The sequence below is a fragment of the Amycolatopsis sp. cmx-4-61 genome, assembly GCF_046548775.1.
Classification (GTDB): Bacteria; Actinomycetota; Actinomycetes; order Mycobacteriales; family Pseudonocardiaceae; genus Amycolatopsis.
The window spans coordinates 69,359-93,349 of the sequence record NZ_JAEBEI010000022.1 but is presented as its reverse complement, the minus strand read 5'-3'; the positions used below and the strand labels follow the sequence as shown (position 1 = coordinate 93,349).

Genomic DNA, 23,991 nt, shown 5'->3' with positions numbered 1-23,991 from the left:
GCTACCGAGCGCTTCCGGAAGCTTTCTTTCAAGGTGATTCACCAACCTGCAAGCAACGACGTGAATCTCCGGCCGGCTTCCCTCGCCCGGAAGCCGGCAGCCTGGCTCAGGCAACGGAGTCCGCGCTGATGGCGGAATACCGATCGCGAAGCTCGCGGCGTGAATTGATGCCCAGCTTCGCGTAGGTGTTGGTAACATGAAACTCCACGGTCTTGACACTGACGTAGAGTTCGCGGGCAATCTGGCTGTTGGTCATGCCGCGCGCGATGAGCAGGACGATTTCCCGTTCCCGATCGGTCAGCTCGAGCATCTCCTCGGTCTCGGGCCGGCGCTGAGGCGTCGCCCCGAGGCCCGTCAGCCTGGCCTTGCACCGCTCGGCGAACGGGCGTGCGCCGAGCGTGGTGTAGGTCTGGAGTGCGCTGTTCAGCCAGCTCAGGCCAGAGCGCCGTTGATGCTGCCCCATCAGCAGCAGCCCGTAGGCTTCCTGCAAGCGAGCGCGGTACAGCGGGGTGTCGTCATTAGTCGGTGGCGCGTCCAGCGCAGCCTCGTAGATCGCGCGCGCCCGCGCTGGGTCACCGCTTGCCTCCGTGAGCCAGCCGTGGAACCACGCCCGGCCGAGCGCGAGATACGGCTCGTCCTCGGAGTTCGCCATGAGCAGCTTCAGTGCTTCGTCCGCGTCCGGGAGCCGGCCGGTGCCGATGAGCGCCTCTACGTGCATGGGCAGCCAGAAGGCGTGCCAGAGCAGGGGCCAACCGGTCATTCCGAAGTCACCGACCAGTTGCAGCAACGGCGACAAGGCGGCGAGGATGCCGTCGTGATCACCGCGGGCCTGGGCAATTGCCGCTCGGGCAATCACCGGGTGGACGAGTTGCAGAGTGCCGAAGCGGCACGCGGCAGCTTCCGCGATGTCGGCGTGCTTGGCTGCGGCTGCCCAATTGCCTCGGCCGGCTTGGACGAGCGCGGCGGCGCCGCTGTTGAGGGCCCGGGTCCAGAGTGCGCCATCCTGCTCCGGAAGGGACAGGTCTTGCTCGGTATGGAACGCGGCGCGATCCCAGTGGCCGAGCAGGTAGTACGCCCAGCTGAGCCAGCCAACAACCCGTTCGTCGATGAACACCGCCTTGTCCGTGGCGGAGAGGTTCAGTGCGGTCGTGAGATCGGAAACGGAATTCGTCAGTTCACCCGCGATCAGCCGGAGTCCGCCGCGCCAGCCGAGCAGGTAGGCGTCTCCCGGCAGAACATCCGAGGGCTTGGCGGGCAGATCCGTGATCTCGTCGAAGGCGGTGAGCGCGGCTCGCGGCCCTTCGCGCAACCCGCACCCGAATGCAAGTGTGCCCTTCACGACGGGCAGGCACGGGGCGGTGCAACCGGCCGCGAGCGCTCGGTCGGCCATGGCGACGGCGTTCTCGCCGTTTCCCCGCCATGCCTCGAGCACCGCCAGGAGTGCCACGGCAAGCCCCACATCGGGCGAAGCGCTGTGGGACTGGTTGATCGCCGCGAGCGCGTCCGCGACATGCGGGTCCGCGGCGGGGAAGTCGGCCCGCACGGTCGCAAACGCGGCCAGCAGGCAGCTTCGCTGTGGACCGGGAGCGCATGCCTCGACGGCGGCTTCGTATTCCTGTGCGCGATCGAACCGTCGAGTCCAAATCAGATGGGTGACCGCGGTCAGCAGCCGACGTTCCTGATCGGCCCTGCGTTCGCTCAGATCGGACGCCCACAGCAAATACACAGCGGCCTGCACGGCGTCGCCCTCAGCTACGCTCCGCCTTGCTACCGCCTCGAGTTCACCCGCCAGCGTCTCGTCGGTGTGTTCGGTGGCCGCGACGCGGTGTGCCCAAGCGGCAGAGGGCGCCACCCAGGACGAGGCGATCCGATGGAGTTCACGGCGCCGCCGGGGAGCGATGGCTTCGTAGACGGCGTTCCGCGGCAGGCGGTGCCGGATGGTGACCGGAGTCGAGGGATCCTGCGGAGACCACCAGACGAGTCCGTTTTCCAGCAGGGGCTCCAGCGCCCCAGCGCTGTCCGCGACTCCGGCGACCTCCGCGACGACGGCGAGCGGGAGCCGTGAGTCCAGCACCGCGAGCGCCTCTACCAAGCGCCGACTTGCTGGTTCGAGCGCTTTCATCGACTGCCGTACAGCGGCGGCGAGTGAGGCCGGGACCGGCAGCGGGCGGTCCGGCCGGACCTCCTGGCACCGCGACAACTCCGCCAGAACCATCGTCGTGTACAAAGGATGGCCGGACGTGCTTCTGTCCACCTGTTCGGCGACTGCGTCCGCCATACGTTCGATTCCCATGCACCGCGCCAGCGTGGCGATGTCCGCTCTGCTCAGCCCGCCAAGCCCCAGGTCGAATACATCGAGGTCGCCGCCACTCAAGTGCAGATTGTCGGTCACCGGTGCGCCATCTCGCGAGGTGATCACAATGAGGACTCGATGGACGCCGAGGCGGCGCCCCAGGAAGCCAAGCACCTGCATCGATTCATGGTCGGCCCATTGCGCGTCGTCGATCACGATCGCGATCGGACGGACGGTTTGGAGCTTGCTCACCAGCGCCACCAGTTGGGCACCAACCAGAAAGGGCCGCGTTCCGGTTGGCGGTCCGCTGAGCAACGGGAACTCAGCAAGGATCGCCGGGTCAAGGTGAGAGACGAGCTGCGCGACGACGCCGAGCGAGTTGTCGATCTCGGAAGGGTCACAGATCGCATGCAAAACGGTAAACCCGGAAAGGGCGGACAGAGCGCGTCCGACCAGGGCGGTCTTGCCGATTCCCTGCTCGCCGTGCACGAGAGCCAGATTCGACCGCCCTTGGCAGACGAGCTCCGCACCATGAGCGAGTTGTCGCAGTTCGGGGGCGCGCCCGACGAACGCAGCCCCACCGTTCGGCTCGAGTGATCTGGTGTCCACTTTGTCCTCCTGGCGCCCCGGGCACTACGGTAACCCTGAGAGCGACGGCCGCGCACAGTCACGAGTCACGGTTCCGTAAACCCCCAAATGGAGTAGTCGGAGGCCGACCGTCCGGCGGAGTCGCAGCTGAGAGGGCTGAGCGGCCCCGGTGCGCGAACTTGATCGCCACGCTCCGTGCCGATGTCCCAAACTGGACAAGACCAACTTTCGCCACGTCCGCGTGCGGTACCGACCGGCTGATAATTCCGGGAAGCGATTGACGTTTCCTTGAGAAGGACGATTCGCGGCCCCGGCGGTACGACAGCGCGTCGATCTTCGACGTCAAAGAGAATGCCCGTTTCACCGGCGAGAACGTCTACCCGCCGAAGGGTGATCAGCTCGGCGCGGAGGCGCGGCCAACGCTGGGATTGGCGCGCAGCCGCTCGCCCAGGGCGTCGATGACCGACTGCAGGCTCTGCGTCAGCCTGCGCACGCTCGCTCTGCGCCCTGCCGCGCCGGGCGTAATAGAACCGAGCGGACGCCCCGCTCGTGGCACGCGGACTCGACCGGGACGCCGTTGCGGAGTCCGCCGGCGGCACCACACCGTTTTATCGCCCCATAGCATCGCAGCTCTCACGCGCTCGGGTGGCCGCCGAGTTCGACCAACGAGGCCGGCAGCCCTGGCAGCCGGCTAAGTGGACGCCCTGCCGGATTCGAGCGCGAGTCCCAGTCGGCTGCCTCGCCGACCCGCGCACTCAGCCCTTCGGCCCAGCTGTTCGTCGCCCTCGGCGCGGGTGAGGACGAGCTGACCGGGCATCGCGCAGTGATCGACGACGACCGGCTCGGCATCGCGACTCGTTGCATCCAGGTCGGCCAAGGGGCCGCCCACCGTCGCCATCGACGACACCGACCCGCGACGCGTTCGTCATTTCATTCCGAGTTGTCCGCGAACAAAATCGCGCGTAACTGCCGGATTCAAGCCAAGTGACTCCATCTCGGCGTCCGTCAGAAACAGCAGATGACGAAGACGCTGGTCGACTTTCTTCACCGGCTCCGGAGCCGGAGGAGGCGGAGGCGGGCTGGTGGTCGTCTCCCTTCCGGAGTTGGAGTCCAAACCGCCGAGGCCACCGTATTGCGACCCCGCTCGGTTTCCCCCGGGTTGATCGAGGTTGGTGAGGCCTGTATAGCTAGAGCCCGAGCTGCCGCCCGAGCCAGACTGTTGCGGGCTGCTCATGCAGTCATCTCCGATCCAAGGTAGATTAGGTCATTAAATGCGACGATTGAGCGCCTAGAAAAAACACTCTTCCGGCATAATTTCACGATAGTGATCCGTCAACGGCTTGAAGGCTGCCACCAGGTCAGGGTCCGACTTCAAAGCGTTCAGTAGTTCTTGCTGCACCTTCTCTGAGGTGTCGAACAGGAAGAATTTCTCTTTCGAGTAAATATCCCTGTCGGTGAGGGACCCTGGTTGTTTCTTGAAACCGTCGCGAATAGCTATCAGTGCGCCTCTAGCCTCTATTTCCTTGCTGGATTGACGAAGTGTCGCGTTCACACTGAGGTCTTGCACACCGCTTGCAACGCCGGCCGCGGGGTAGCTCTGCTTACCCAGGGGGACCTTCCCCACCTTGTACCGCAGATTCCGCAATTCCGCCACGTCAGGCAACTTCTCCTCCGGCACAGGGATCTTGAGTTCGTTGCCGACGATCTCGGCCCTGGTCTGGTCGAGCGGCAGACCCATATTCGCCAGAACTTCGATTCCGTTCACCAGATTGAGGAACACCGGAGTGTAGTGCCCACTCATATTGGTCACCTTCAACAGCACGCCCTGGCGTGCGTTCAACGAGCCAGCGCAGATGACCGGTTCTCCTCCGGCCGGACTTGTGTGGTGCAGCACCTGAGCGGTGTAGTCATACCCCGGATGCTTTTTCTGATACGCCTTGATCTCAGCAACAAAGGTATCGTCTTCCGGACCCTTTTCCGTTGTCGCGATGATCTCCGGCCCCTCCGCACCACGCCGGTTGCGTATAAACCACACGGTACCCTCTTTAAACACGATGAGCTTGCCGTCCTGAGAGATCACGTAACCCCACTCCCCGTCAAGCGCCTTACCGGTCGGGAAAACTGCTCCTAGATAGGCGCCGTTCTCCGCATAGAACTTCTCGACAGCTTCAATGGCCTTATCTGCATCGGAATTATTCATCGCGAGATTTTTTTTATGCATTTCAGAAGTGGCGACCTGGAAGCGACGGCTGTTGATATCGGCTATATGCGCATTCTTCTCCTTATTCTGAGGGTCACGGAGAATCTCGCCGAGAGTAATCGTGTTCGCCGTGATCATCGACTCTGGCATATAAAATGTCACCGCAAACTGGTCGCCAGCGCGCCAGTCCTCACTTTGCTCGTTTTCGTATTTGGCACCTTTAGTGGCCAACGCGTTGCGATCACGCCCCTTGTCGCGCACATTATCGGCAAGCGCCTTCTGAACGGCAGCAGCGTTCCCCGAAGAACCGGCCGGCTGTCGCCACGCGGCAGCAATCTCATTGGCGACCTGCAGCACCTGCAGCAATCCGATGAAATTCGCCGCAAAGGAACGCTCCTCGCGATTGTTGATCCTTTCCAAGTGCTGGACCAACCCGTACGCCGTATCTTGAACAGCTGCGGCGGCGCTCGATCTGCTCGAGTCCTGGGAAAACGGACGTATCCACTCCGCAAGTACCGTGGCGGCAGCCCGCAGCATCTCGTCTCGATCCCGCAGGAGCCGCAACTGCTCGTCCATATAATTGTAGTATTGAATAAATTCCTCACCGGTGAGCTTCCGGCGCAACTCATACGCAACGGATTTTCCAGTATCCGCGCGTTCCCCAAGTGAGGCTTCGTCGGGGTACTTGAAAACCGTTTCACGCAGGATCCTACTGCCTGTTTCGACAGCGTACACCTCCAGAGAGAGGAGCAGCTCGGCGGTCCTCAGACACGTGCTGGCGGCTTCGCTGACCCTGACCCTGTCCTGCTCCGCCGAATCGCCGGCTGGCTTGAGAAGATCCGAGAGAGAGGAAGACTGATCATCCGGACTCAGCACCCTTCGACTCTCCCGGACCATATTGTCCATCGCGGTGACATCGGATTGTAGGAGTTCCAGGCACCGTCGCACCGTTTCTTGCACTTCGTTCCAGCCAGCCATCGCGGCGCTCCTGCTCGTTGTGTGGCCGGTTAATCCTTTCGGCCTTCTGATCTGTCCAGCATCGTTCGGCCAACAGCCAGTCGGCAACCCCAACGGGTCAATCCTTGAGGCATGCCCGCGAATACCGGCTCCCTGAAGGGCAACGCCGCGAGAGCACGACACGTTCGCCTCAAACCACGACTCGTGACCGCGCGGTAGCTGGGCCCTGGCGACAGGTCGACGTTCGCGCCCCCGGCCCCGAACCGCAGTGATCCGTGACCCTCGATATCGAACACGGAGTGTGACCACACGGCACTGCCCGCTGTGGCCGTCGAACTTGCCGTCGGGCTTTGTTGCTGGTCACGGCGCAGTCAGGCGCGGCGATGGAACCAGCGGGCGTGGCTTGGTGATCCGGCGCCACCAGGCCCCGAGTATGGGGTGCTCCGCGGGCAGAGCGGGTGGGGCGATCAGGGTGAGTAGACGTTTGATCTCGGCGACGGTCAAGGCGACGAGACCCGTGTCGCGTGGCGGGTTGCTCGTCTGGGAGAACCGGCACGATGGTTGCGGCGACCGATTTCGCCACGCCCTTGGTGACTGCGCTGACCCGAGAGCCGCGATGGCGGGCACGATGTGTCGCAATGGCAGTATAGCGGCGGACCTGGCTGTGGTCGGTCCCGAAGCGATCCTCCCGAGCTCGCATCCTCCTCGAGCGGCCAGCGCAGACACGCCACCCGCACCAGAGTCATCAGCGCGACCGGGCCCCGGCCGGACATAGCAGCAGTGATGGGCCAGTCCACCGGGCGCCAAGTGAGGTTCCCTCGGGTAGTGGACACCGAGTCGGCAGGACCAGCCGTCGTGCCGAAAGGTTACCTCGTGGCTGCGCAAGCGCCGGTCGTACGCGGCCGAGGACAAGGTCGAGGCTGCTCACCGCGTGATCGATTCCGGTCGCACGATGTCCGAGGTCAGGTGGTCGAGCTGGAGAAGTACAGCGCGTTCCTGGTAAAAGCTTCGGCGTACTCTGCCGCAGCCCGAAGAACCGGCCCGGTTCGCCCTGATGGCCAAGTACGCCGGCCCCGGCGAGTTCGCCGACGTCACCTCGCCGCACCGCGCGGTTCTCGTCCGACACGGCGACGCCAGCAACGGACGCGGCCCCGACGACAGTGGTGCGACGCAGTCGTGAGCGGTTCCCGCCAACCGAGGTTCTCGAACCGGGTGGCCCACTACGACGCAGCTCACCCTGCGCAAGCCCGGCGAGAGTCCGACCTACGTCACGGTGACGACCGGGGCGCCCTCGCCCGTCCCGCCTGTCTCCTCGGCGATGCGCATGGCCTCCTCGATCAGGGTCTCCACGATCTGGTGCTCGGGGACCGTCTTGATGACTTTGCCCTTGACGAAGATCTGCCCCTTGCCGTTGCCCGACGCCACCCCCAGGTCGGCCTCACGAGCCTCCCCCGGCCCGTTCACGACACACCCCATCACCGCGACCCGAAGCGGCACCTCCAGGCCCTCCAACCCCGCGGTCACCTGCTCCGCCAACGTGTACACATCCACCTGCGCCCGACCACACGACGGACACGACACGATCTCCAGCTTCCGCGGCCGCAGGCTCAGGGATTGCAAGATCTGGATACCGACCTTCACCTCTTCCACCGGCGGCGCCGACAGCGACACCCGGATCGTGTCCCCGATCCCCTGCCGCAGCAATGCCCCGAACGCCACCGCCGACTTGATCGTTCCCTGGAACGTCAGACCCGCCTCCGTCACCCCCAGGTGCAACGGGTAGTCACACTGCTCCGCCAGCAGCTCGTACGCCCGGATCATCACGACCGGGTCGTGGTGCTTCACGCTGATCTTCAAGTCGTGGAAGTCGTGCTCGGCGAACAGGGACGCCTCCCACAACGCCGACTCCGCCAACGCCTCAGGCGTCGCCTTGCCGTACTTCGCCAACAACCGCGGATCCAAGGAGCCCGCGTTCACGCCGATGCGGATCGGCGTGCCGTGATCCTTCGCCGCTTGCGCGATCTCCCGGACCTTGTCGTCGAACTTCCTGATGTTGCCCGGGTTCACCCGCACCCCCGCACACCCGGCCTCGATCGCCGCGAAGACGTACTTCGGCTGGAAGTGGATGTCCGCGATCACGGGGATCTGCGACTTCCGCGCGATCTCCGCCAACGCGTCCGCGTCGTCCTGCGACGGACACGCCACCCGCACGATGTCGCACCCCGTCGCCGTCAACTCCGCGATCTGCTGCAACGTCGCGTTCACATCGGCCGTCACCGTCGTCGTCATCGACTGCACCGAGATCGGGAATTCGCTGCCCACGCCGACCGACCCCACCATCAACTGGCGGGTCGTGCGCCGTTCCGACAACACGGGTGCCGGCATCGCCGGGAGACCGAGCAGCACGTGATCATTCATGAGCGAACCTTTCGTGTGAACACGAGGTGGCCGAGGGCGCGCCGGCGGCGAGGTGCGCCGTACCTGGCCACGCAAGCCGTATGAAGCACGTAGCCGCCTCAGTCCTCGTCCATCGGTGCGGTGGCGAGCATCTCGCTCAACGTGGCATCCGCCCGGACCCGCGAGGCGGCGTCCGGGTCCGATCGGTCCAGTTCCGCCAATTGGCGGTGCACTTCCTCGTGCTGACCGGTTTCCAGGAACGCGCGGTACTTGTTGATCAGGTTGCCGATCTGGATGGAGCGGTATCGATCCTCGATCTGCGGATTCGGATACGGCTGCCGCATGGGGTCCCAGCCGTCCAGCAGCCGGCAGAGATCCGGATCGGCGCATACCTCCAGGGCCACATCCAACTCGAGGCCGCGAATTCCCGCCTTGACGAGCTCTATTTGATTGGGCGAGTCAGTCAAAATGTCGCTGTAGTATTGAATCAGAATCTTGGGCGACAATGCCGACTCGACTTCGGCTGGACGGTCGCGGCCAAGGCCCAGCTTCACCATGCGATCCGCCATCGCATAATTGGCGAAGAGCAGGTTTTTCTGCGGCACGTTCAGCTGAGGGTAGAGGACTTGCCGGAACGCATTCTCGCCCTCGTAGGCCAGGTAGCGCTCCGCGAAATGGACGATGTTGTCGGGATTATCGCCGAAGTAGTTCCAATCGAAGAGCGTGCCGCCCCGCAAGGCTTCCCTGATCTCGCGCCAGTTCGCCAGCCACTCGCGATCTTCGGCGTCGGCCGGCTCGCGGGCGTCGTCATCGTCGTTGTACGTCGGATTCGTCTTGTGCTCGAGTCCCACGATCCCGGGGCACGCCAGCCAGTACAGGTCGCCCCGAAACTGACCGAGAATCCCGCTACAGTTGTGTAGACGATGCTGCCGCGGGTCGGTAGGACAAGTACTAGGCGATCCGTTACAGACCTGAATGTCACCGTACACGTCCGCAAGATACACATCGTCGTTCGGCATCAACTTCTTCGCCAAGCGCAACATTTTCTGCGCTGCGGTCGAGTCGCCGTCGAATAACGAGGTCAACGTAAAATTGTACGTCGCATGACGGTGATCGAGCGGTTTGAACGGAGGATTCGCCTTGATCTCCCCCCACCGGTACATCCAGTCGACGGCCCAATCCTCGTACGCGTTGTCATAATTGATCTGGGTGATCTCACTGAAAAATTGGAGCTTGATCCCAGGCGGGACCGCGACCGCGCCCATGGCCCTGCCATAGGCTTCCGAGGATGGCATGTGCAATCCACCGTGCCCGACGAACAGCGTGCCCATGGAACCCTCCTGCGCCATTCCGTGCCGACATCCAGCGAAGCCTACGTCCGTATCGACAAGCCGCGCAGGAGGATCGGCCAAGCATCCGGGCAGCCAAGAGGCTGCCCGGCATCGGAAGCGGTTCTCGGCCGCCCCGGCACCGGCGCGCGACCATCCGCTCAGGTGGGGGTACGGTCGGGCACGCCGCCCGTCATCCTCCTCCGTTCCGCACCGAGCGCTCGGTGCGGAACGGAGGTGGCCTCGTTGCCTCCGTACGACGTCGAGGCCACTGTGGTACTTGTGCACCGGGGGCCAACCCTGCGGGCACAGCCGGCGGCATATCCGGCCGATGGCTTGTCGTGGTGCCTGCCTCCGACAACGATCGTGGCATGACAACTGCGCGAGCCATTCGCGGTGGGTGCACTCGAACCGCCGAACGAAACCGAGGGAGCGATGTCCGTCCTGGTCGGCCGGCCAACGGCCCGGATTGGCAGGCTTTCTGCACCGGACGCCGGAGGGATGCCTGATGCCTGACGTCTCCACGATGAAAGCCGCCGTGATCCACAACTACGGAGTGGTCGACGACGTCGTCGAAGTCGTCGATGTCCCCACTCCCGTCCTCGGCCCGCATGACGTCCTCATCGAAGCTCGTGCGGCGGGCGTGAACCCGGTCGACTACTTGATCGTGAACGGCTTTCAGCAGCGTCCTCTGCCCCGTGCGCTCGGCAACGAGGTGGCCGGCGTAGTGCGGGCGGTCGGACCTGCCGTCGCCGGTTTCACGGTGGGCGATGAGGTCTTCGCGCGAGTGGATCCCGAGCTCGGCGGAGCGTTCGCGGAACAGGTCGCGGTCGGCGCATCGCTGGTGGCGGTCAAGCCGCCCGAACTGTCCTTCGAAGAGGCGGCTTCCTTGCCGCTGGTCGCGCTCACCGCCTTGCAGGCGCTGACCGAACAGGCCGAGGTTCGGCCCGGACAGCGGGTACTGATCCACGGTGGTGCCGGCGGCGTCGGATCGGCGGCGACCCAGATCGCCAAGTCGCTGGGTGCGACGGTGGTGACCACGGCTACCGGCGACGGCGTCGAGCTCGCCCGGTCACTGGGCGCTGACCAGGTCATCGACTATCGCGCCGAGGACTTCGTCGCCGTCACGGGGAAGGTCGACGTGGTGCTCGACACCGTGGGTGGCGATGCTCGTGATCGCTCCTTCGCGGTGCTGAAGGCGGGCGGGACGTTGGTGTCGATCGTCGGCGCTCCCGAGGTGCCGGCGGACCAAGCCGGTCGCGGTGTTCAGGCGAGGGGGTTCTTCATGCGTCCGTCCGGCGACCAGCTCACCGTCATCGCCGACCTCGTGACGTCAGGCCGGCTGACGGCCTTGGTGCGGTCGACGTTCCCCCTCGGTCGCGTCGTCGACGCCCTGAACCAGGTGGAACGCGGCGGTGCGCGCGGCAAGACAGTCATCCGGATCGCCGGCTGAAGCCTCTTCGGGGCGTCGGCTGCCGAAGCGCTGACGGACCCTTTGCCCCGGGCGGTGGGCAGCGCCTCCCTCGGTGCCGGCGCCCGCATTACCGGCGGAATTGCCATCGCTGTCCGGGAGCCCGAGAGCACGGACTGTCGCGCGAACTCGGGCGGGCACTGAGCTGCCCCGACCTTGGCCCATGGCTGCTCCGCACATCGTTTCGGCCGCGGAGCATTCCACCCCCGTGACACCCCAAGCCGGCAGGTTCGTCACGTCGCGAGAATACGCCGCGCGGACGGGAGCCGTGTCTCCGGCCACGAGCCGATGGCCCGGCGCACCTCAACGCCCCGGGCACGCCTGCCGCTGCGGCGTGGCCGGGGCGGGAAGGCTTCTCCTTCACCTGCCCGAAGTGTTTCCTTGTTTGAAGAGGATAACGGCATCTCCGACGCGGAGCGTGCCTCGGCCTTCGACGATCGTAAAAGTTATTTCGTTGGTCCCCGCACGCAAGCCGCCGACGACCTCGTGCAGCGTGGCGACGCTGACGGCTGAGTACTTCGCCCACTGTTCCTCGTTACCGTTGACGAAGACCCGGAATTTCAGATTTTCGACATTATCGGCTACGGCTTTGAAGAAGAGCAGCGCGTCGTGGGTGATTGCCGAATCGGGAATTTCGAACGAGAAACTGTGCTCGTTCATCCCGTCGGGCTCGAGGGTCACATAGTCATCGGTGAGCACGACGTAGTCGATGTTCATCTCCGCCCCTCCTGCTTCTGTTGGGGTCGACTGACCGCATGCTTCACTGTCAACAGTGGACGATTCGAGGACAAGGACCGCGCAGGCAGTCTTTCGGGCACTTCGCCCGGGCGACCATTCGGAAGGCCCGGACACGACAGGTGCGCGATCGGCTAGGCATTGGTCCCAGTCCCGCGGCGGAAGGAGGGAACGGACGGGTCGGTGGGTTAACATTGCGCTGTTGTCATTGCGCCTGCTCTCGGGCCGTCGGGCTCCGACTCGAGTGCCGTATCGAGGAGAAGACCATGCTTGGCGCCATTGCCGGACGGACCGAGGCACTGCTGTTGGCAGTGGCGGCCGGCCGCTGCGGGATTTCAGGTGGTAGCGAACCGGATTTGTTCGTGGACAATCTGCCCTTCTGCGATCAGTACACCGCTCATGCGGTGTGCCACGCGGGCCTGGTGCATGCCGTCGAGCGAGTTTCGATCGACCGCCGGACACGCGCGGAACTCACCGCCGAGGGACGGGCGGTACTTGCTTCCCTGCCCGGCGCGTGAAGACGGAGGAGGGCTGACGTCGTGCCTCCGCGCCCTGCCTTGCGCCGGCAGCTCGACGACCGAGAGAGCCGAGACGACCCCGAGGCCGCGACCAGCGCGTCCGGTTCGATTGTGCCGTCGAACGGACGGTCACCGCCGACCGTGCGCTATTTGAGGTCCGTCTTCCCTGGCGCCGGGACGTCCTCCGGCGCTTCGGCAACGCCACCTTCGCCGTACGGCGAGCGTGGCGACCGAAGCATTCTCTGCTCCACCTTCTCCATCAGCAACGCCACCAGCAGCACGGCGACTGGAGTGGACGCGACGACGCTCAGGGTGATCAGTATCGACACGGTTGTGCTCCAACATCGTTGAGCCTTTTCTCATGGTCGCAGGACTTTGTGTTCGGCGCCTTCGGATACGAGAAACTCGAAGGTGTATGCAGCGCGCGACCCGCGCGTCGACCGGCGGACTCGATCACGGCCGCGGACGGGTCCACGTTATCACGCGGCCCGCTGTATCACCACAGGCTGAGCGGGGGATGTGCACCATAGGTTACCCCTTTGTGCACCTGCGACAACACGCGATGAATTACGCTGGACATCTTCATCCACCAACGAAGAGGGGCGATAGTGGACGCGAACGATCTGGTCGCGCAGCTTCAGGACGCCATGGAGGACAGAAGCGAGCTGCGGGTGCTCGCCGAGCGCGAGAACCTACCATATTTTCTCAATTTGATCGGCTATCACGGTGCCACATATTCCCTCATGAACGGCGGCCGCTTCCCCGACATCAGGGAAATCTCCGAAAGCCTCTCGAAGAGCCTGGTCAATACTCCGTTATTCAAGAACCTTGACGCTGACGCACTGAAGAATTGGCTCGATGGGCTCAACGGGACGCAATGGCTCGTCGAGGTTATCGGGGAGACGACGCGCGACTATCGACAGCGCGCCGAGGCAGAACGCGCTTCGGCGAACGCCCAGGCGGTTCAGACGGCCACCTGGGACGAACTCATCGCCGACCTCAGGTCCTTGACGCAAGGACGCTCGAACGATTACACCTGGAATGGGCAGCCGTCGACTTGGTCGACGTTTCTTGCCAACTATGGAAGCCAGCGAACGCAATTCGCCGCACTACTGGACGCGCTCGACAAGCATAGTTTCGAAAAGAGAGTCGAATTCTTCAGAGCCAACTCGCTCCTGGCGGAGCAGCCGACCGACAGAGTCGCGGACGACGTCACCCCGGAATCCTTCACTCTGGACGATTTTCCGGCTCTCAAGGAGAATTTGCCGGCACTCAACAAGATCGGCCTTCTTTTCGATGATGAGACTCGCGACTTGCTGGAAGAAGTCGCACTGATTCTCGCGCCATACCACTGATCAACAAGGAAGCGAAATGCACGCTGACGGCGAATTCGAACTCACAACAGTTGTCAACACCAGCACAGGGCAGAGCTCCTCATCGGACGACGAAGTTGATACGCCAATCGGCCTCAGCACGGTCGGCCAACAGGACGCCGCAAAGGTTCTTGCTGAGCTGATCGCTTCGACCGAGAAGAAGCCCGATGCCAGGAAGAACCGCAAGCTCAACGAATTGGAGAGCAGGCAGCGACTGGCACTATCAGTACCGCACGGAGCATCCCGGGACCCCGGGACTGAGGTCGACCCGGTGAAGGTTCGGAATCTGTCGAGGGTCAGGTTCGAAGAGGCGGTCCGGCAGGAGGTACTCGTCGCCAAGATGTCGTTGAACGAACTCCAGCTCAACAAGTACGTCAGTGAGGCGGTCGACTTCGTCCGGGAGATATACGGGTTGGACGATCGGCAAGCGAAAGACGTCAAACACTACCTGGTGTTGTACGTGGTCGACCTGTCCAAGGAATTACGAAGGATCAGACACGACGTCGAGTTCAACCTCGACAAACGCAAAGATGCCGCCCCGCGAACACTTTTCAACGATACGCAGTGGCAGGCCGGCGTCGCCGCGTTCTACCTCATACTTCTGATGATAGACTCGATCACGTCGGCGTACCAAAAACACGAGGCGAGTGTCGGCCTGGAGGTCAAGGTCGAGTCCACCACGACCATGACCGACGGAACCAGCGCTTTCTTCGCCGGGCAGAAACGCGGCATGGACATGGGATTCATCACCGACATCATCAAGGTAGTCGGGACGTTGATAATCGCCATTGGAACTTTTTCGGCCTGCTGGCGAGGAACCTTCAGCGCGATGCGGGAAAAGCAGGCGGCCGCTCAGCGCCAGGCAGGAGCGACAGGCACGAGCAACCACGTCAATACTCAGCTCAGCGAGGTGAGCAAAGAGCTGAGGGATGCGAAGCGCGACCTGTTCATGTTGCCGGATGAAGAAAGGGATAAGATCGAACGCCTGATCGTCCTGCTGGAAGGCAAGAAGGCCGTCCTGGAGAAATGGGCGAACGACCTCCAGCACGAAGTCCAGCTTATCGCCGAGCGCGAGCAGAGCACACACCACTTCACCGTCGACGCCGAGGGCGAACTGAAGAAGAGGAAATGACCCTCGGGCGCCCCCGGTGCCGGCTGCTCACGCGTCTCGGCCAGCCGCAGGCGCGGCACTTGCGGCGCTGCGCGGCCGCGACACGTGTCGTCCCCTTCCGGCACCGACTCGGCGAGTGCGAGGGTCGGGCTCACGCTGCCGCCGGGAGGTGGTGAGGTCTCGCCGGCGCCCTGGTCGTCGACCAGCGGGCACAAAACCTCACACGGAAGGCAGGAGTACGATCACGCACTGTGGCCGGCTGGGATCAATCAGGCGACGGTCGGCCGCTGGGGCTACGTTCGGACCCGACGCGGTCGATCCCCCCGCCTTCTCACCGCCGATGCGGCGGCTCTCATATCGGCGACCTGGGCATGTCCGGCCAACGGCGCCACCGACGACGTCATGAAGCCGCGCGACGTCAGCCACGGTCCGCATAGCCCGAGTGTGGTCTTCGGAGCACTTCGCGACTGTCATGAGCGATGGCTGGGACAGCGCTGCCCTCAAGGGGCGATGATCCGTTCGTGTCGGGATCATGCGGGCTTCGAATCCCGCGACCGCTGATCGATCGACCGGTCGACCCGATCTTCGCCGATAGCGCGCCGGTTGCCCGAAAACTTGGCCTTATGACGGGAGCCATGCGTCGAGGTGGGGAGCGAGGATGACAACCCCAGACCCAGTCCGCCCAAGGGAGTGGCGATGACGACACCGTACCTGTCCGCGCCGCTCGACCTGGCGCCGTTTCCCTTCCTCGCGAGCCTGGATCCGATCACGGATTCCGCGCGGGGTTACAACTTCTCCCGTCACGACCCTCGGGGCAGCACGGAGCGGGACCTTCGACTGGTCGCGCTGCAGGCGATTCATCTGGACTGCACGATTGTCACCGGGCGCTGCGGAACCGCCACCATGGTCGTGCTGCCGTCACTGCACACGTGGGCACTCCGTGCGTGCCGGGTACTGCAGACGGTGTGGCAAGCGCTTGAGTGGCATCCGCGGATGCACCTGGAAGGCGCGCCGGCGTTGCGGGAGGCCGGCGTCGAACTGCCGCTCATCGTCAGGTGTTTTCTGGCGACGATCCCGCGGATGCCGGCGATTCGCGACCTCGCGCGCCGGCTGTACGAGGCGGAGGCGTCAATGACTGCGCTGGTGACGGTATGGAACCGCTCCGTCGCAGGCCGCCGGATCATGCGCGAGGTGCAGGTCCGGGAAACGAGACGCTGCATCATGTCCCTCGTTTCCAGCGTCGACACGCTGTCCACATCGGCCGAATGCCTCATCAAGGACATCCAGTGGAATCTCTCGCCTTGGGCGAACTCGCTCGTGAGCGTATGGCGGCCGAGCACCTCGCCGCCTGACCCCTCGCGTCTCAGTGCAACGACCGCACAAGCAAGCGGCCGTCTTTCCTCACCCGCACATCCGGGCATGATCCACGCTCGGGGTGCGGGCCGATCCGCCGGTATTCGGAGGTTATGATGCCGCTATCGATCCACCACCCGACGACCCCACGCGCCTGGCTGGACTTCTCCCTGGAATTTCTGCTCGACGAGAACCGGCCGAAGAATTTCCGGGAAATCTTGAGGGATGAAGAGTGGCGGAAGCTTTGCAAGTGCTGGCTGCTCAATGAAGCGAAGCAACCCGAAGCCGTGAAAGAGCTCGAGAAGCTGCACGAGCGGGAGCAGGCTGGCGACTGGCGTGCGGCACTGAAGGGACTGAGCGATAGCAGCAAAAAGGCGTGGCCGCGGCGAATGAAGAGTTTCTCCGACTTTTGCATCAAGTTGCGCGCCGAGTTGATCGCCAATGCCAGAACCCTGTCGGCCACATCTCCCGACTGGAAACCATATGGCCTCGATCTGTCTTTCCTGTTCAAAGAAAATCCGCCGTCGGAACTTACCCAGGTGATAGCCTGGGCAGACAACTGGCAAAAATTGTTTAAGTTGTGGTATGCAAAAGCCGGGGTTGATGCCGCGTATTTCGATCGCATGATTCGGGCACAAAACGCTGATAATGAAGACTTCAAACGAGCGACCAGGATCCAGCAGGCACACTGGGCGAAGGCGCTTGTACTCTTCGCGAATGCGTGCGACAACCTCCGCACGAGTGGTGCCGCCGAACCGACCGCGTTACTCGGGCTCTACAAGGAGTGGCTGCCCGACATGGATTTGGGCTTCCTGCTCAAGGAGAGCCAGCCGACCAGCATCGTGGACCTGCTCAGCCGAAACGAGAAAACGTGGCGTGCACTGTTCGCCGACTGGGGAAGGCGAGCGGGCGATGAGTGGGAAGAGTACTTGACCCTCAAGGCTGATTGGGACAGCGATCAAGCGAAGGCCGAGGATCGCATCCGGACGCAAAGCGAGTACTGGTCCAAACAAATCGAGTATTTCCGCGTCGACTGCGGTAAGCTGAGTAAGCGGTTGTCCACCCACCTCGGCGCTGTCGCAAAGGCCAATCCGAAGATGAGCAGCCGGCAGGTGGAGGCGCAGGCGCAACGCCAGCGTGAAACGAAGGCTCGGACCGATCAGGCGATCAAGAACGTCAGGTCCGGCGACCTCGGCACGATCATCGAACTCGAAGCGACCCTCTTTGCCAACACGAGAGAAGTCACGCGGAAGACAGCGCAGATCCACGCGCAGTTGAAGGTGTCAAGCAACTTGCCGGCCGCAGCGCACGACGCGTTCAACCAGGCGCGCACGGTGATCGAGGGACCGATCTTCCGGCTGCAATCGGCGGAGGCCGCCCTGCGCGAGGCCACGACGACCGTGCGGCCGAAGGTGGGCAAGGAGAATGATGTCACGCCTGATCACGTGGCGGCGCTGCGGAATGCGTGGACTGGTTACGTCCGGGCGTTGACCGAAGTGGTCGCGGCACCCCCCAAGGCAAGCGAGATCGTCGTGAACTGGGTGATCAGCGACACCGTCCGGAAGACGAACCAGAACATCGCCGCGGTGCGCTCGGTACTCGATACCGTCCTGCCGAGCGTGGAGACGGCGATGCGGGGCTTCGGCGCGCTGAATTACCGCGCGAAACTCGCGGGGTTGAGCATCCTCAGCATCGGCACGGAGTACACCGAGATGGTCGACTTGGCGATCGATGCGGGCACTGAGCTGGTCACCAGCACGATTGGAAGATTCAAGGTGGCCGGCGAGTCTCGGGGGCCCGGCCAGGTCAAGGCGCACCCGGGGCGTCGCGACGAGAAGCCGGGGCGTGGGCGGCCGAGCCGGACCGGGAGGTCTTCCCCCGACGATCCGGTTCACCATCGGGTCAATGCCGTCATTCACCAACTGCGCAGGGAAATGAACACCAGGGTGGCCCCTGGGGACGAGACCAATGCCTGGCTCCGCGCCCAAGACGGCGCCAACTACTACCTCATCAAGGAAGACAAATCGCGTTTGTCTTGGGATGAGCTGGCCGCCATGGGCGGACCGACCGAGGAAGGCTGGTTCGTTTTCGAGTCGTACGCCGCGACCAAGGTCCCGGTCGAAGCGACCGATCCGATCTACCGCGTCAAGGCTTACGTGCAACCGGATGGCGGCCTGCGCACGACGATCACGCCGCAAGCAGCACCAGTCGAAACGCCGATGGTCCAGGTCCTGACCACCCCGACGTATTACTACAAGATCGAGATCACGGGCGCGGGCAATCTGGCGGACGGCGACCGCCGGAATGCTTTTGAAAGAAACTTCGACCAACTGTACCATTTCGGGTGGCCACGTGGATCCGAGTTCAGCGCGGGATGGAACAACGGTCGACTGGAGACTCGCGAGCGGGCGACGGGTCTAATTGCGACCGACGTGGCCACCGCCGACTTCAGGTTGTCCACCCGCGATTGGTCCGTGCGACCGGTCGATCGCATAGCCGCGATACTGTGGGAACGCTTGCTCGAAAGCTTCGAAGACACGGGTGTCAGCGAGATAACGAGCACGGCTGTCGAGATACCCCCCAAAACGACACTGGCGCTCCGCCGAGATCCGAACACCGGGTTCTACACGGTGTGGTACGACAACACCCCAATGTGGATCGCCACGGCGGAGGATCTCCAGGCCAAGTGACGTGACGAGGCGGTCAGCCGGCCACTCGCCGGATCACGGTGATCGGCGCGATGGCGTCGATGGGCGAGATCTTGACCGGCTGACCGAAAGTCGCGGCTTGGACCGCGCGCTGGTTGTCGATCGCCATGGCGACGTGGCTCACCGGCCGGTAGAAGAAGATCAGGTCGCCCGCACGGACGTCGCTCCGGGTGACTGCCGCGCCGACGCCGGCCTGCTCAGCCGAGACCCTCGGCAGGTGAACGCCCGCGGTGGCGTAGGCCGTCTGGACGAGCCCGGAGCAGTCGTAGGAATCCGGCCCCACAGCGCCCCACTCGTAGGGCTTTCCACGCTGGGCCAACGCGAAAGTGACCGCGATCCCGGCCGCGCCCGCAGGCAGGCCGGTGACGGCTGAGGTGTCGGGGTCGGACTGCAACAGGGTGCGCTCGTCGGCGGGCAGCCGGTCGATCGCCGCCTTGACTTCCCCGATGCGCCCGGTGAGCGCGCCACGCCGCGAATTGAGGTCCTGCTGCGCCACAGCCAGGACCTGCCTGGCCCTGGCAGCGACCAGACCGGCCGCGTTCAGGCGAGTCCACTGGTCTTCGAGCGCCTTCTGGGCGATCACGTAACTGCGGTCGCCGGCGGCGGTCGCCGTGATCTTGGCGAAGTCGGTGCGCCGGCGTGTCCAGCCGGCCAGCTGCCGGTCGAGCAGGGCGCCTGTCGCCACGGTGGCGGTCTGCGCCTCCGCGCTGCGCTCCTCCGCCGCGAGCAGCTGCTCGTTGATGACCTCCGCGTCCCGGCTGAGGTCGTAGTACTGCAGCAGAAGATCCGCGACCGAGGTCGGCGGGTCCGCTGCGGCGGCTTGTCCGCCGAGGACGATCGTCGCGACGCAGGCAACCGCCATACCACGGGCGGCCGAGGTGGCGCCGCGCCTGCTCATGCCGATATTACGTCGCACGGTGGCTCCTCGCGGACAGATACGGTGGCTCCTCGCGGACAGATATGGTCGGCTCGAGCATGCCCGCCGCCTGTCACCGGATGAAGGCCGCTTCGGGACAACCGTTCGGGCAGCTGGGCTGCACCCTAGGCTGCTCGGAAAGCCACACGCACGAGTTGGAGCGAGGCTTAGCCTCGTAGGCGTGAACCGAGACCCCGGCCCATCCACGCCGCACTTGCCCGCGCTCACGCGAGGCCCGGTTCGCCATGAGCTCAACGGCCCGAGGCATCGTCGCAGCACGCCGCTCAGTGCTCTCGACGCCGGCCGCGCTGACGCTTTCCGCCTGCTGCAATGCACCGCGCTCCTCGGCGCAGGGCTCGCCATGGGCGTGGTGGTCGGCGTGGGCCTCGCGAGTCAAACCCGGTCCATCGCGGCGACGGCGGACACCGGAGAAGCGGGGCCGGCGGTGTCGCCGAGTTCGCCGACCTTCGTCGTTCCGTCGTGGCCCATCACCCAGCCGCCGCTCCTTCCGCCGACAGCTTCCCTGGAACAGACGGACGTACCCGGGATGCCGGCGCCCGTCGCGAGCGCCCTCGCCACGTCAGGGGTGCCTGAGGTGGCATTGCGCGCCTATCGGCAGGCAGCCGGCGCGCTGGCGGTGGCGCAGCCGCGCTGCGCGCTGGACTGGCCGCTCTTGGCGGCGATCGGCCGCGTCGAGACGAACCACGGGAGGTTCGGCGGATCTCAGCTGCGGATGGACGGAACGACGACCGTGCCCATCCGGGGCCCGCAGCTCAACGGTTCTCCGTTCGCGTTGATCACTGACACGGACAGGGGCGTGCTCGACGGCGACCCGGTGTTCGACCGCGCGATCGGGCCGATGCAGTTCATCCCCGCCACCTGGCGTGCGGTCGCCCGGGACGGCAACGGCGACGGCCGCGCCGATCCCGACAACATCTTCGACGCCGCTCTCAGCGCGGGCATCCTGCTGTGCAGCGGAGACGCGTCGCTGGCGGACGAGGCCGGGATGCGTGCGGCGGTGCTCCGCTACAACCACTCGGATACCTATGCCGACCTGGTGCTGTCCCTGGCCCGCTCGTACCGGACCGGCGTGGCCGTCATCCCGGCTGAGGGCCCGCGCAGCGGGGCGGCAGCGGCGCTCACCACGACGCCGGCCACCGCAGCCGCGACGGCCGACGGGATCACGACGACCGCTGCCGGTCCCGTGACCGGCAGAAGCGGCCCGTCGACCAGCCGTTTGCCGACGGTCCCGGACCCGACGACCACCGCCGGAGTCACAGCGGTGGCGCCGTCGGCCGAATCGGCGCCCGCTCAGTCGAGCGCGACGATCCCGGCTGTCACCACTGAACCGCCCGGGACGCAGCCCACGACGATCCCCTCGGACCCACCGGCCTCCGACGACGGCTCCGCGTTGCTTTCGGTGGGCCCCGTGCAGATCACGATCTCGTAAGGCCCCGCGGCGTCAACGCCGTCAGGGCGAACCCGTGCTTCGACTCTCGTCGGTCACCCCCCGTCACCGTTTTCGTGGTTCCTGACCAAGGAGCAGTGGTCACCCGGTCCGGCATGATTTACGCCCCCAGTCGAAGGCATGATCCGGGGGTGGTGTCACCGGGCCTGGTGGCATTGATCGACCGCTGATAGACCTCCGATCTTGCTAAGAGTCAAGCGGCGGCACTGACCGGTGCGGCTTGAGCGAGGTTGAATGCCTTGATCGGGTCGTAGGTTTGCCCGGTTCGGAGGCAGTGGTGGAGCTGCCCGAGCATCCGGTTGAACAGGTGCCGCAGCGCGGCTGCGTGCCGATCGCCTTGTGCTCGACGACGGTGGTAGTGATCGCGCGGTGCACCAGTTCGACCGATGCTGGCGAAGGCCCCGACGAAGCCGGCTGCATCGAGGCGGTCGTTCTTGACCGTCCGGCGCGTCATGGAGATGCTGCGACCTGAAGCCCTGGTAACCGGGGCGGAGCCGGCGTAAGCCTTGAGCGCGCGGGCGTCGGCGAAACGGACGCGGTCGTCACCGATCTCGCCGAGGACACGGGCTCCGGACAAGTCAGCCAGCCCGGGGAAACTGGTGATGATCGCGTAGTCCGGGTGTTGTTGGAACGCCTCGGGTGGTGGACTCGGTGAGCCGGTCAGCGCTGATGCACTCGGCGTTGAGGGTGGCAAGCAGGGCGAGGGCCTGGTGGCCGAACGCGTCCTCGACCAGCGGCGGCTGCCGTAGCTGTGTCGCGCGAAGGTCGCTGAGCAGCTGCGTGGCGAGAGCGTCGATGCCGCGCCGGCGGCCGGCGCGGCGTAGCGCTGCGGCGATCCGCGCCCTGGTGACCTTCGCGGCCGCGGCAGGTGTCGGTGCCAGCGCAAGGACTGCGCGGGCTTCAGGGCTGGCGAGATTGGTGGCGCTGCCCTTGGCGAAAGCAGCCAGAAACCTCGGGTAGTACTCGCGCAGTACGGCCCGAAGTTCCTGGGTGGCCCGGGATCGGCGCCAGATGGCGTCCTGGGTTGCCCGGGGACAGCACTGCGACGGCCTGGGCCAGTTCGCTGTCGGCAGGCAGCGGCCGGTGCGCGTGGGCGTCGGTGCGCACGATGTTCGCCAAGGTCAGGGCGTCAACGTGGTCGGACTTCTTGCGCGAGACGCTGTGTCGTTCGCGGTCGCGGGCCACTGCCATCGGGTTGATCGAGTAGACCCGTCGCCCGGTCCGGCGGAGAGCGGCGACCAGCAGCCCACGTGGGGTTACGATCGCGACCGGAATGGGGTCAGCCGCGGTGTCGCCGACGTCGGTGCGCATGGCCAGCAGCTCGGCGAAGCCGGCAGCCGAGTCGTCGATGCGGCGCTTGGCCACCAGAGCGCCATCGGCGTCGACGCTCGGCATGACACCCTGCCAACTCGTTCGGCACTCATCAGGGACACCCCCCAGCCGCTTCAGCCGCGTGCCTCGAAGCCGCCGTGCCGGCGAGCCGCCAGTGGACGCGCGGCGGGCGGCGCGTCCACTGGCGGCGTGCGGTGGCCCCGCCCGGCCGCGCCGCACGGCGACGAATCGATCAACCGCTTGTGGCGGTCACCGTCGCCACCGGCGACGTGGTGGGCGACGGGTGTCCGGTGGACGTCGGCGCAGGAGCTGTGGTGGGCGTGGTCGACGATGCAGGTACGGTGATCGGCGCCGTCGTGGTGGGTGCGGCGCTCGGCACGCTGCTGCGGACGGGCGGCTCGGGTGCCAGCACCGGGTCCGGCCCACCCGCCCCACCCGGCGCGCCGCCGCGGTATCCGTCGGCGATGGAGAGGACGAGGTTCACGTACTCGTCAGAGTGGTTGTAGCGGAGGACCGCCGCGCGGCGCGCGGCGTCGACGCGCAGGTCCCCTCCACCGCTGCACAGGTACGCGCCGGCTCCGGCGGCGGCATCGAAGATGTTGTCGGGATCGGCGACGCCGTCCCCGTTGCCGTCCGCCCGGATCGCCTGCCAGGTCGCCGGAACGAACTGCATCGGCCCCACCGCACGATCGAACTGCGTGTCACCGTCGAGCCGTCCGCCGTCGGTGTCGCGGATGAGGGCGAACTGCACGCCGTCCAGCCGCGGCCCCCGGATGCGCGGCCTGCTGATTCCGTCGTCGCCGAGTACCGCTCCCCCGAAACGCCCGTGGTTGCTCTCCACCTTTCCGATCGCCGCGACCAGCGACCAGTCCAATCCGCAACCCGGACGGGCCTGGGCGAGCATGGTTTCCGCGTTCCGGTACGCGGAGACCGCCGCCGCCGGGATGTCACCCGCGCCGGCTCCGGACGACCCGGCGGTGGCACCGTCGGCGACCGCGACCAGCCCGAGCGGTGGTCCCACCGAAAGCGGGTTGTCCACGGCTTTCGTGGGCACCACGTCGGCGCGCGGCTGGTACAGCACCTCGCCGGCGGAGGACCGTGGTTCCCCGGACAACGCGGGACCGGCGACGATCGCAGCCACGCAGGCCGCGGTGACGGCGACGGCTCCGATCGCGAAGCCCGCGCGGAGCATCAGGCTCCGCGCGGCCTCACGCGCCGCTTCCTCCGTGCGCACGCGGGCAAG

At 65.3% G+C, this 23,991-nt stretch carries 18 protein-coding genes; 8 read left to right on the top strand and 10 right to left on the bottom strand.

The window, feature by feature from the left end:
* Window positions 1–106: 106 nt before the first annotated feature.
* Together ACLJOU_RS39840 and ACLJOU_RS39835 are read right to left on the bottom strand one after the other, a co-directional pair.
* Window positions 107–2,902: a helix-turn-helix transcriptional regulator gene (locus tag ACLJOU_RS39840; protein WP_410574452.1), complete on the bottom strand. Its 2,796-nt coding sequence runs from the start codon at window positions 2,900–2,902 to the stop codon at window positions 107–109.
* Window positions 2,903–4,169: 1,267 nt separating this feature from the next.
* A complete protein-coding gene (locus ACLJOU_RS39835) occupies window positions 4,170–6,059 on the bottom strand; it encodes a hypothetical protein (protein ID WP_410574451.1) in 1,890 nt (629 codons plus the stop codon).
* Between the two features lie 1,033 nt (window positions 6,060–7,092).
* On the opposite strand from ACLJOU_RS39835, the gene ACLJOU_RS39830 reads away from it, so the two are divergent.
* Window positions 7,093–7,218: a hypothetical protein gene (locus tag ACLJOU_RS39830; RefSeq protein ID WP_410574450.1), complete on the top strand. Its 126-nt coding sequence runs from the start codon at window positions 7,093–7,095 to the stop codon at window positions 7,216–7,218.
* An 83-nt stretch (window positions 7,219–7,301) separates the two neighbouring features.
* Here the strand turns inward: ACLJOU_RS39830 and ispG are convergent, their stop codons facing one another.
* Both ispG and ACLJOU_RS39820 read right to left on the bottom strand, forming a co-directional pair.
* Entirely contained in the window at window positions 7,302–8,456 is a 1,155-nt protein-coding gene (gene ispG, locus ACLJOU_RS39825) for a flavodoxin-dependent (E)-4-hydroxy-3-methylbut-2-enyl-diphosphate synthase (RefSeq protein ID WP_410574449.1), read from the bottom strand.
* A 98-nt stretch (window positions 8,457–8,554) separates the two neighbouring features.
* Window positions 8,555–9,766, bottom strand: a complete 1,212-nt coding sequence (locus ACLJOU_RS39820) for a hypothetical protein (RefSeq protein WP_410574448.1) — start codon at window positions 9,764–9,766, stop codon at window positions 8,555–8,557.
* A gap of 505 nt (window positions 9,767–10,271) precedes the next feature.
* Between ACLJOU_RS39820 and ACLJOU_RS39815 the strand changes: the two genes are divergently transcribed.
* A complete protein-coding gene (locus ACLJOU_RS39815; RefSeq protein WP_410574447.1) occupies window positions 10,272–11,216 on the top strand; it encodes an NADP-dependent oxidoreductase in 945 nt (314 codons plus the stop codon).
* 378 nt (window positions 11,217–11,594) lie between these two features.
* Here the strand turns inward: ACLJOU_RS39815 and ACLJOU_RS39810 are convergent, their stop codons facing one another.
* Window positions 11,595–11,951: a hypothetical protein gene (locus tag ACLJOU_RS39810; RefSeq protein WP_410574446.1), complete on the bottom strand. Its 357-nt coding sequence runs from the start codon at window positions 11,949–11,951 to the stop codon at window positions 11,595–11,597.
* 284 nt (window positions 11,952–12,235) lie between these two features.
* On the opposite strand from ACLJOU_RS39810, the gene ACLJOU_RS39805 reads away from it, so the two are divergent.
* Entirely contained in the window at window positions 12,236–12,487 is a 252-nt protein-coding gene (locus ACLJOU_RS39805) for a hypothetical protein (protein WP_410574445.1), read from the top strand.
* A 146-nt stretch (window positions 12,488–12,633) separates the two neighbouring features.
* Here ACLJOU_RS39805 and ACLJOU_RS39800 read toward each other — a convergent pair whose 3' ends face one another.
* Window positions 12,634–12,816, bottom strand: coding sequence for a hypothetical protein (locus ACLJOU_RS39800; RefSeq protein ID WP_410574444.1), 183 nt, complete (start codon window positions 12,814–12,816; stop codon window positions 12,634–12,636).
* Between the two features lie 279 nt (window positions 12,817–13,095).
* On the opposite strand from ACLJOU_RS39800, the gene ACLJOU_RS39795 reads away from it, so the two are divergent.
* From ACLJOU_RS39795 to ACLJOU_RS39780, 4 genes are all read left to right on the top strand, one after another.
* The gene (locus ACLJOU_RS39795) at window positions 13,096–13,842 is read left to right on the top strand and encodes a hypothetical protein (protein ID WP_410574443.1); all 747 of its coding nucleotides are present in this window, start codon (window positions 13,096–13,098) and stop codon (window positions 13,840–13,842) included.
* Between the two features lie 16 nt (window positions 13,843–13,858).
* On the top strand, window positions 13,859–14,992 hold the full coding sequence (locus ACLJOU_RS39790; RefSeq protein WP_410574442.1) for a hypothetical protein: 1,134 nt from the start codon (window positions 13,859–13,861) through the stop codon (window positions 14,990–14,992).
* A gap of 675 nt (window positions 14,993–15,667) precedes the next feature.
* The gene (locus tag ACLJOU_RS39785; RefSeq protein WP_410574441.1) at window positions 15,668–16,441 is read left to right on the top strand and encodes a hypothetical protein; all 774 of its coding nucleotides are present in this window, start codon (window positions 15,668–15,670) and stop codon (window positions 16,439–16,441) included.
* Complete coding sequence (locus ACLJOU_RS39780; RefSeq protein ID WP_410574440.1) at window positions 16,441–19,014, top strand: hypothetical protein; 2,574 nt, start codon at window positions 16,441–16,443, stop codon at window positions 19,012–19,014. Before ACLJOU_RS39785 ends, ACLJOU_RS39780 begins: the two co-directional genes overlap by 1 nt.
* Window positions 19,015–19,027: 13 nt before the next feature.
* Here ACLJOU_RS39780 and ACLJOU_RS39775 read toward each other — a convergent pair whose 3' ends face one another.
* Entirely contained in the window at window positions 19,028–19,948 is a 921-nt protein-coding gene (locus tag ACLJOU_RS39775; protein ID WP_410574439.1) for a C40 family peptidase, read from the bottom strand.
* 181 nt (window positions 19,949–20,129) lie between these two features.
* Between ACLJOU_RS39775 and ACLJOU_RS39770 the strand changes: the two genes are divergently transcribed.
* Window positions 20,130–21,398, top strand: coding sequence for a lytic murein transglycosylase (locus tag ACLJOU_RS39770; RefSeq protein WP_410574438.1), 1,269 nt, complete (start codon window positions 20,130–20,132; stop codon window positions 21,396–21,398).
* 211 nt (window positions 21,399–21,609) lie between these two features.
* On the opposite strand, the gene ACLJOU_RS39765 is transcribed toward ACLJOU_RS39770, so the two are convergent.
* From ACLJOU_RS39765 to ACLJOU_RS39755, 3 genes are all read right to left on the bottom strand, one after another.
* On the bottom strand, window positions 21,610–21,993 hold the full coding sequence (locus ACLJOU_RS39765) for a transposase (RefSeq protein WP_410574437.1): 384 nt from the start codon (window positions 21,991–21,993) through the stop codon (window positions 21,610–21,612).
* Between the two features lie 323 nt (window positions 21,994–22,316).
* On the bottom strand, window positions 22,317–22,811 hold the full coding sequence (locus tag ACLJOU_RS39760) for an IS110 family transposase (RefSeq protein ID WP_410574436.1): 495 nt from the start codon (window positions 22,809–22,811) through the stop codon (window positions 22,317–22,319).
* A 169-nt stretch (window positions 22,812–22,980) separates the two neighbouring features.
* Window positions 22,981–23,982 carry a lytic transglycosylase domain-containing protein gene (locus ACLJOU_RS39755; protein WP_410574435.1) on the bottom strand — a complete coding sequence of 334 codons (1,002 nt, stop codon included), beginning with the start codon at window positions 23,980–23,982 and terminating at the stop codon, window positions 22,981–22,983.
* Window positions 23,983–23,991 lie beyond the last annotated feature (9 nt).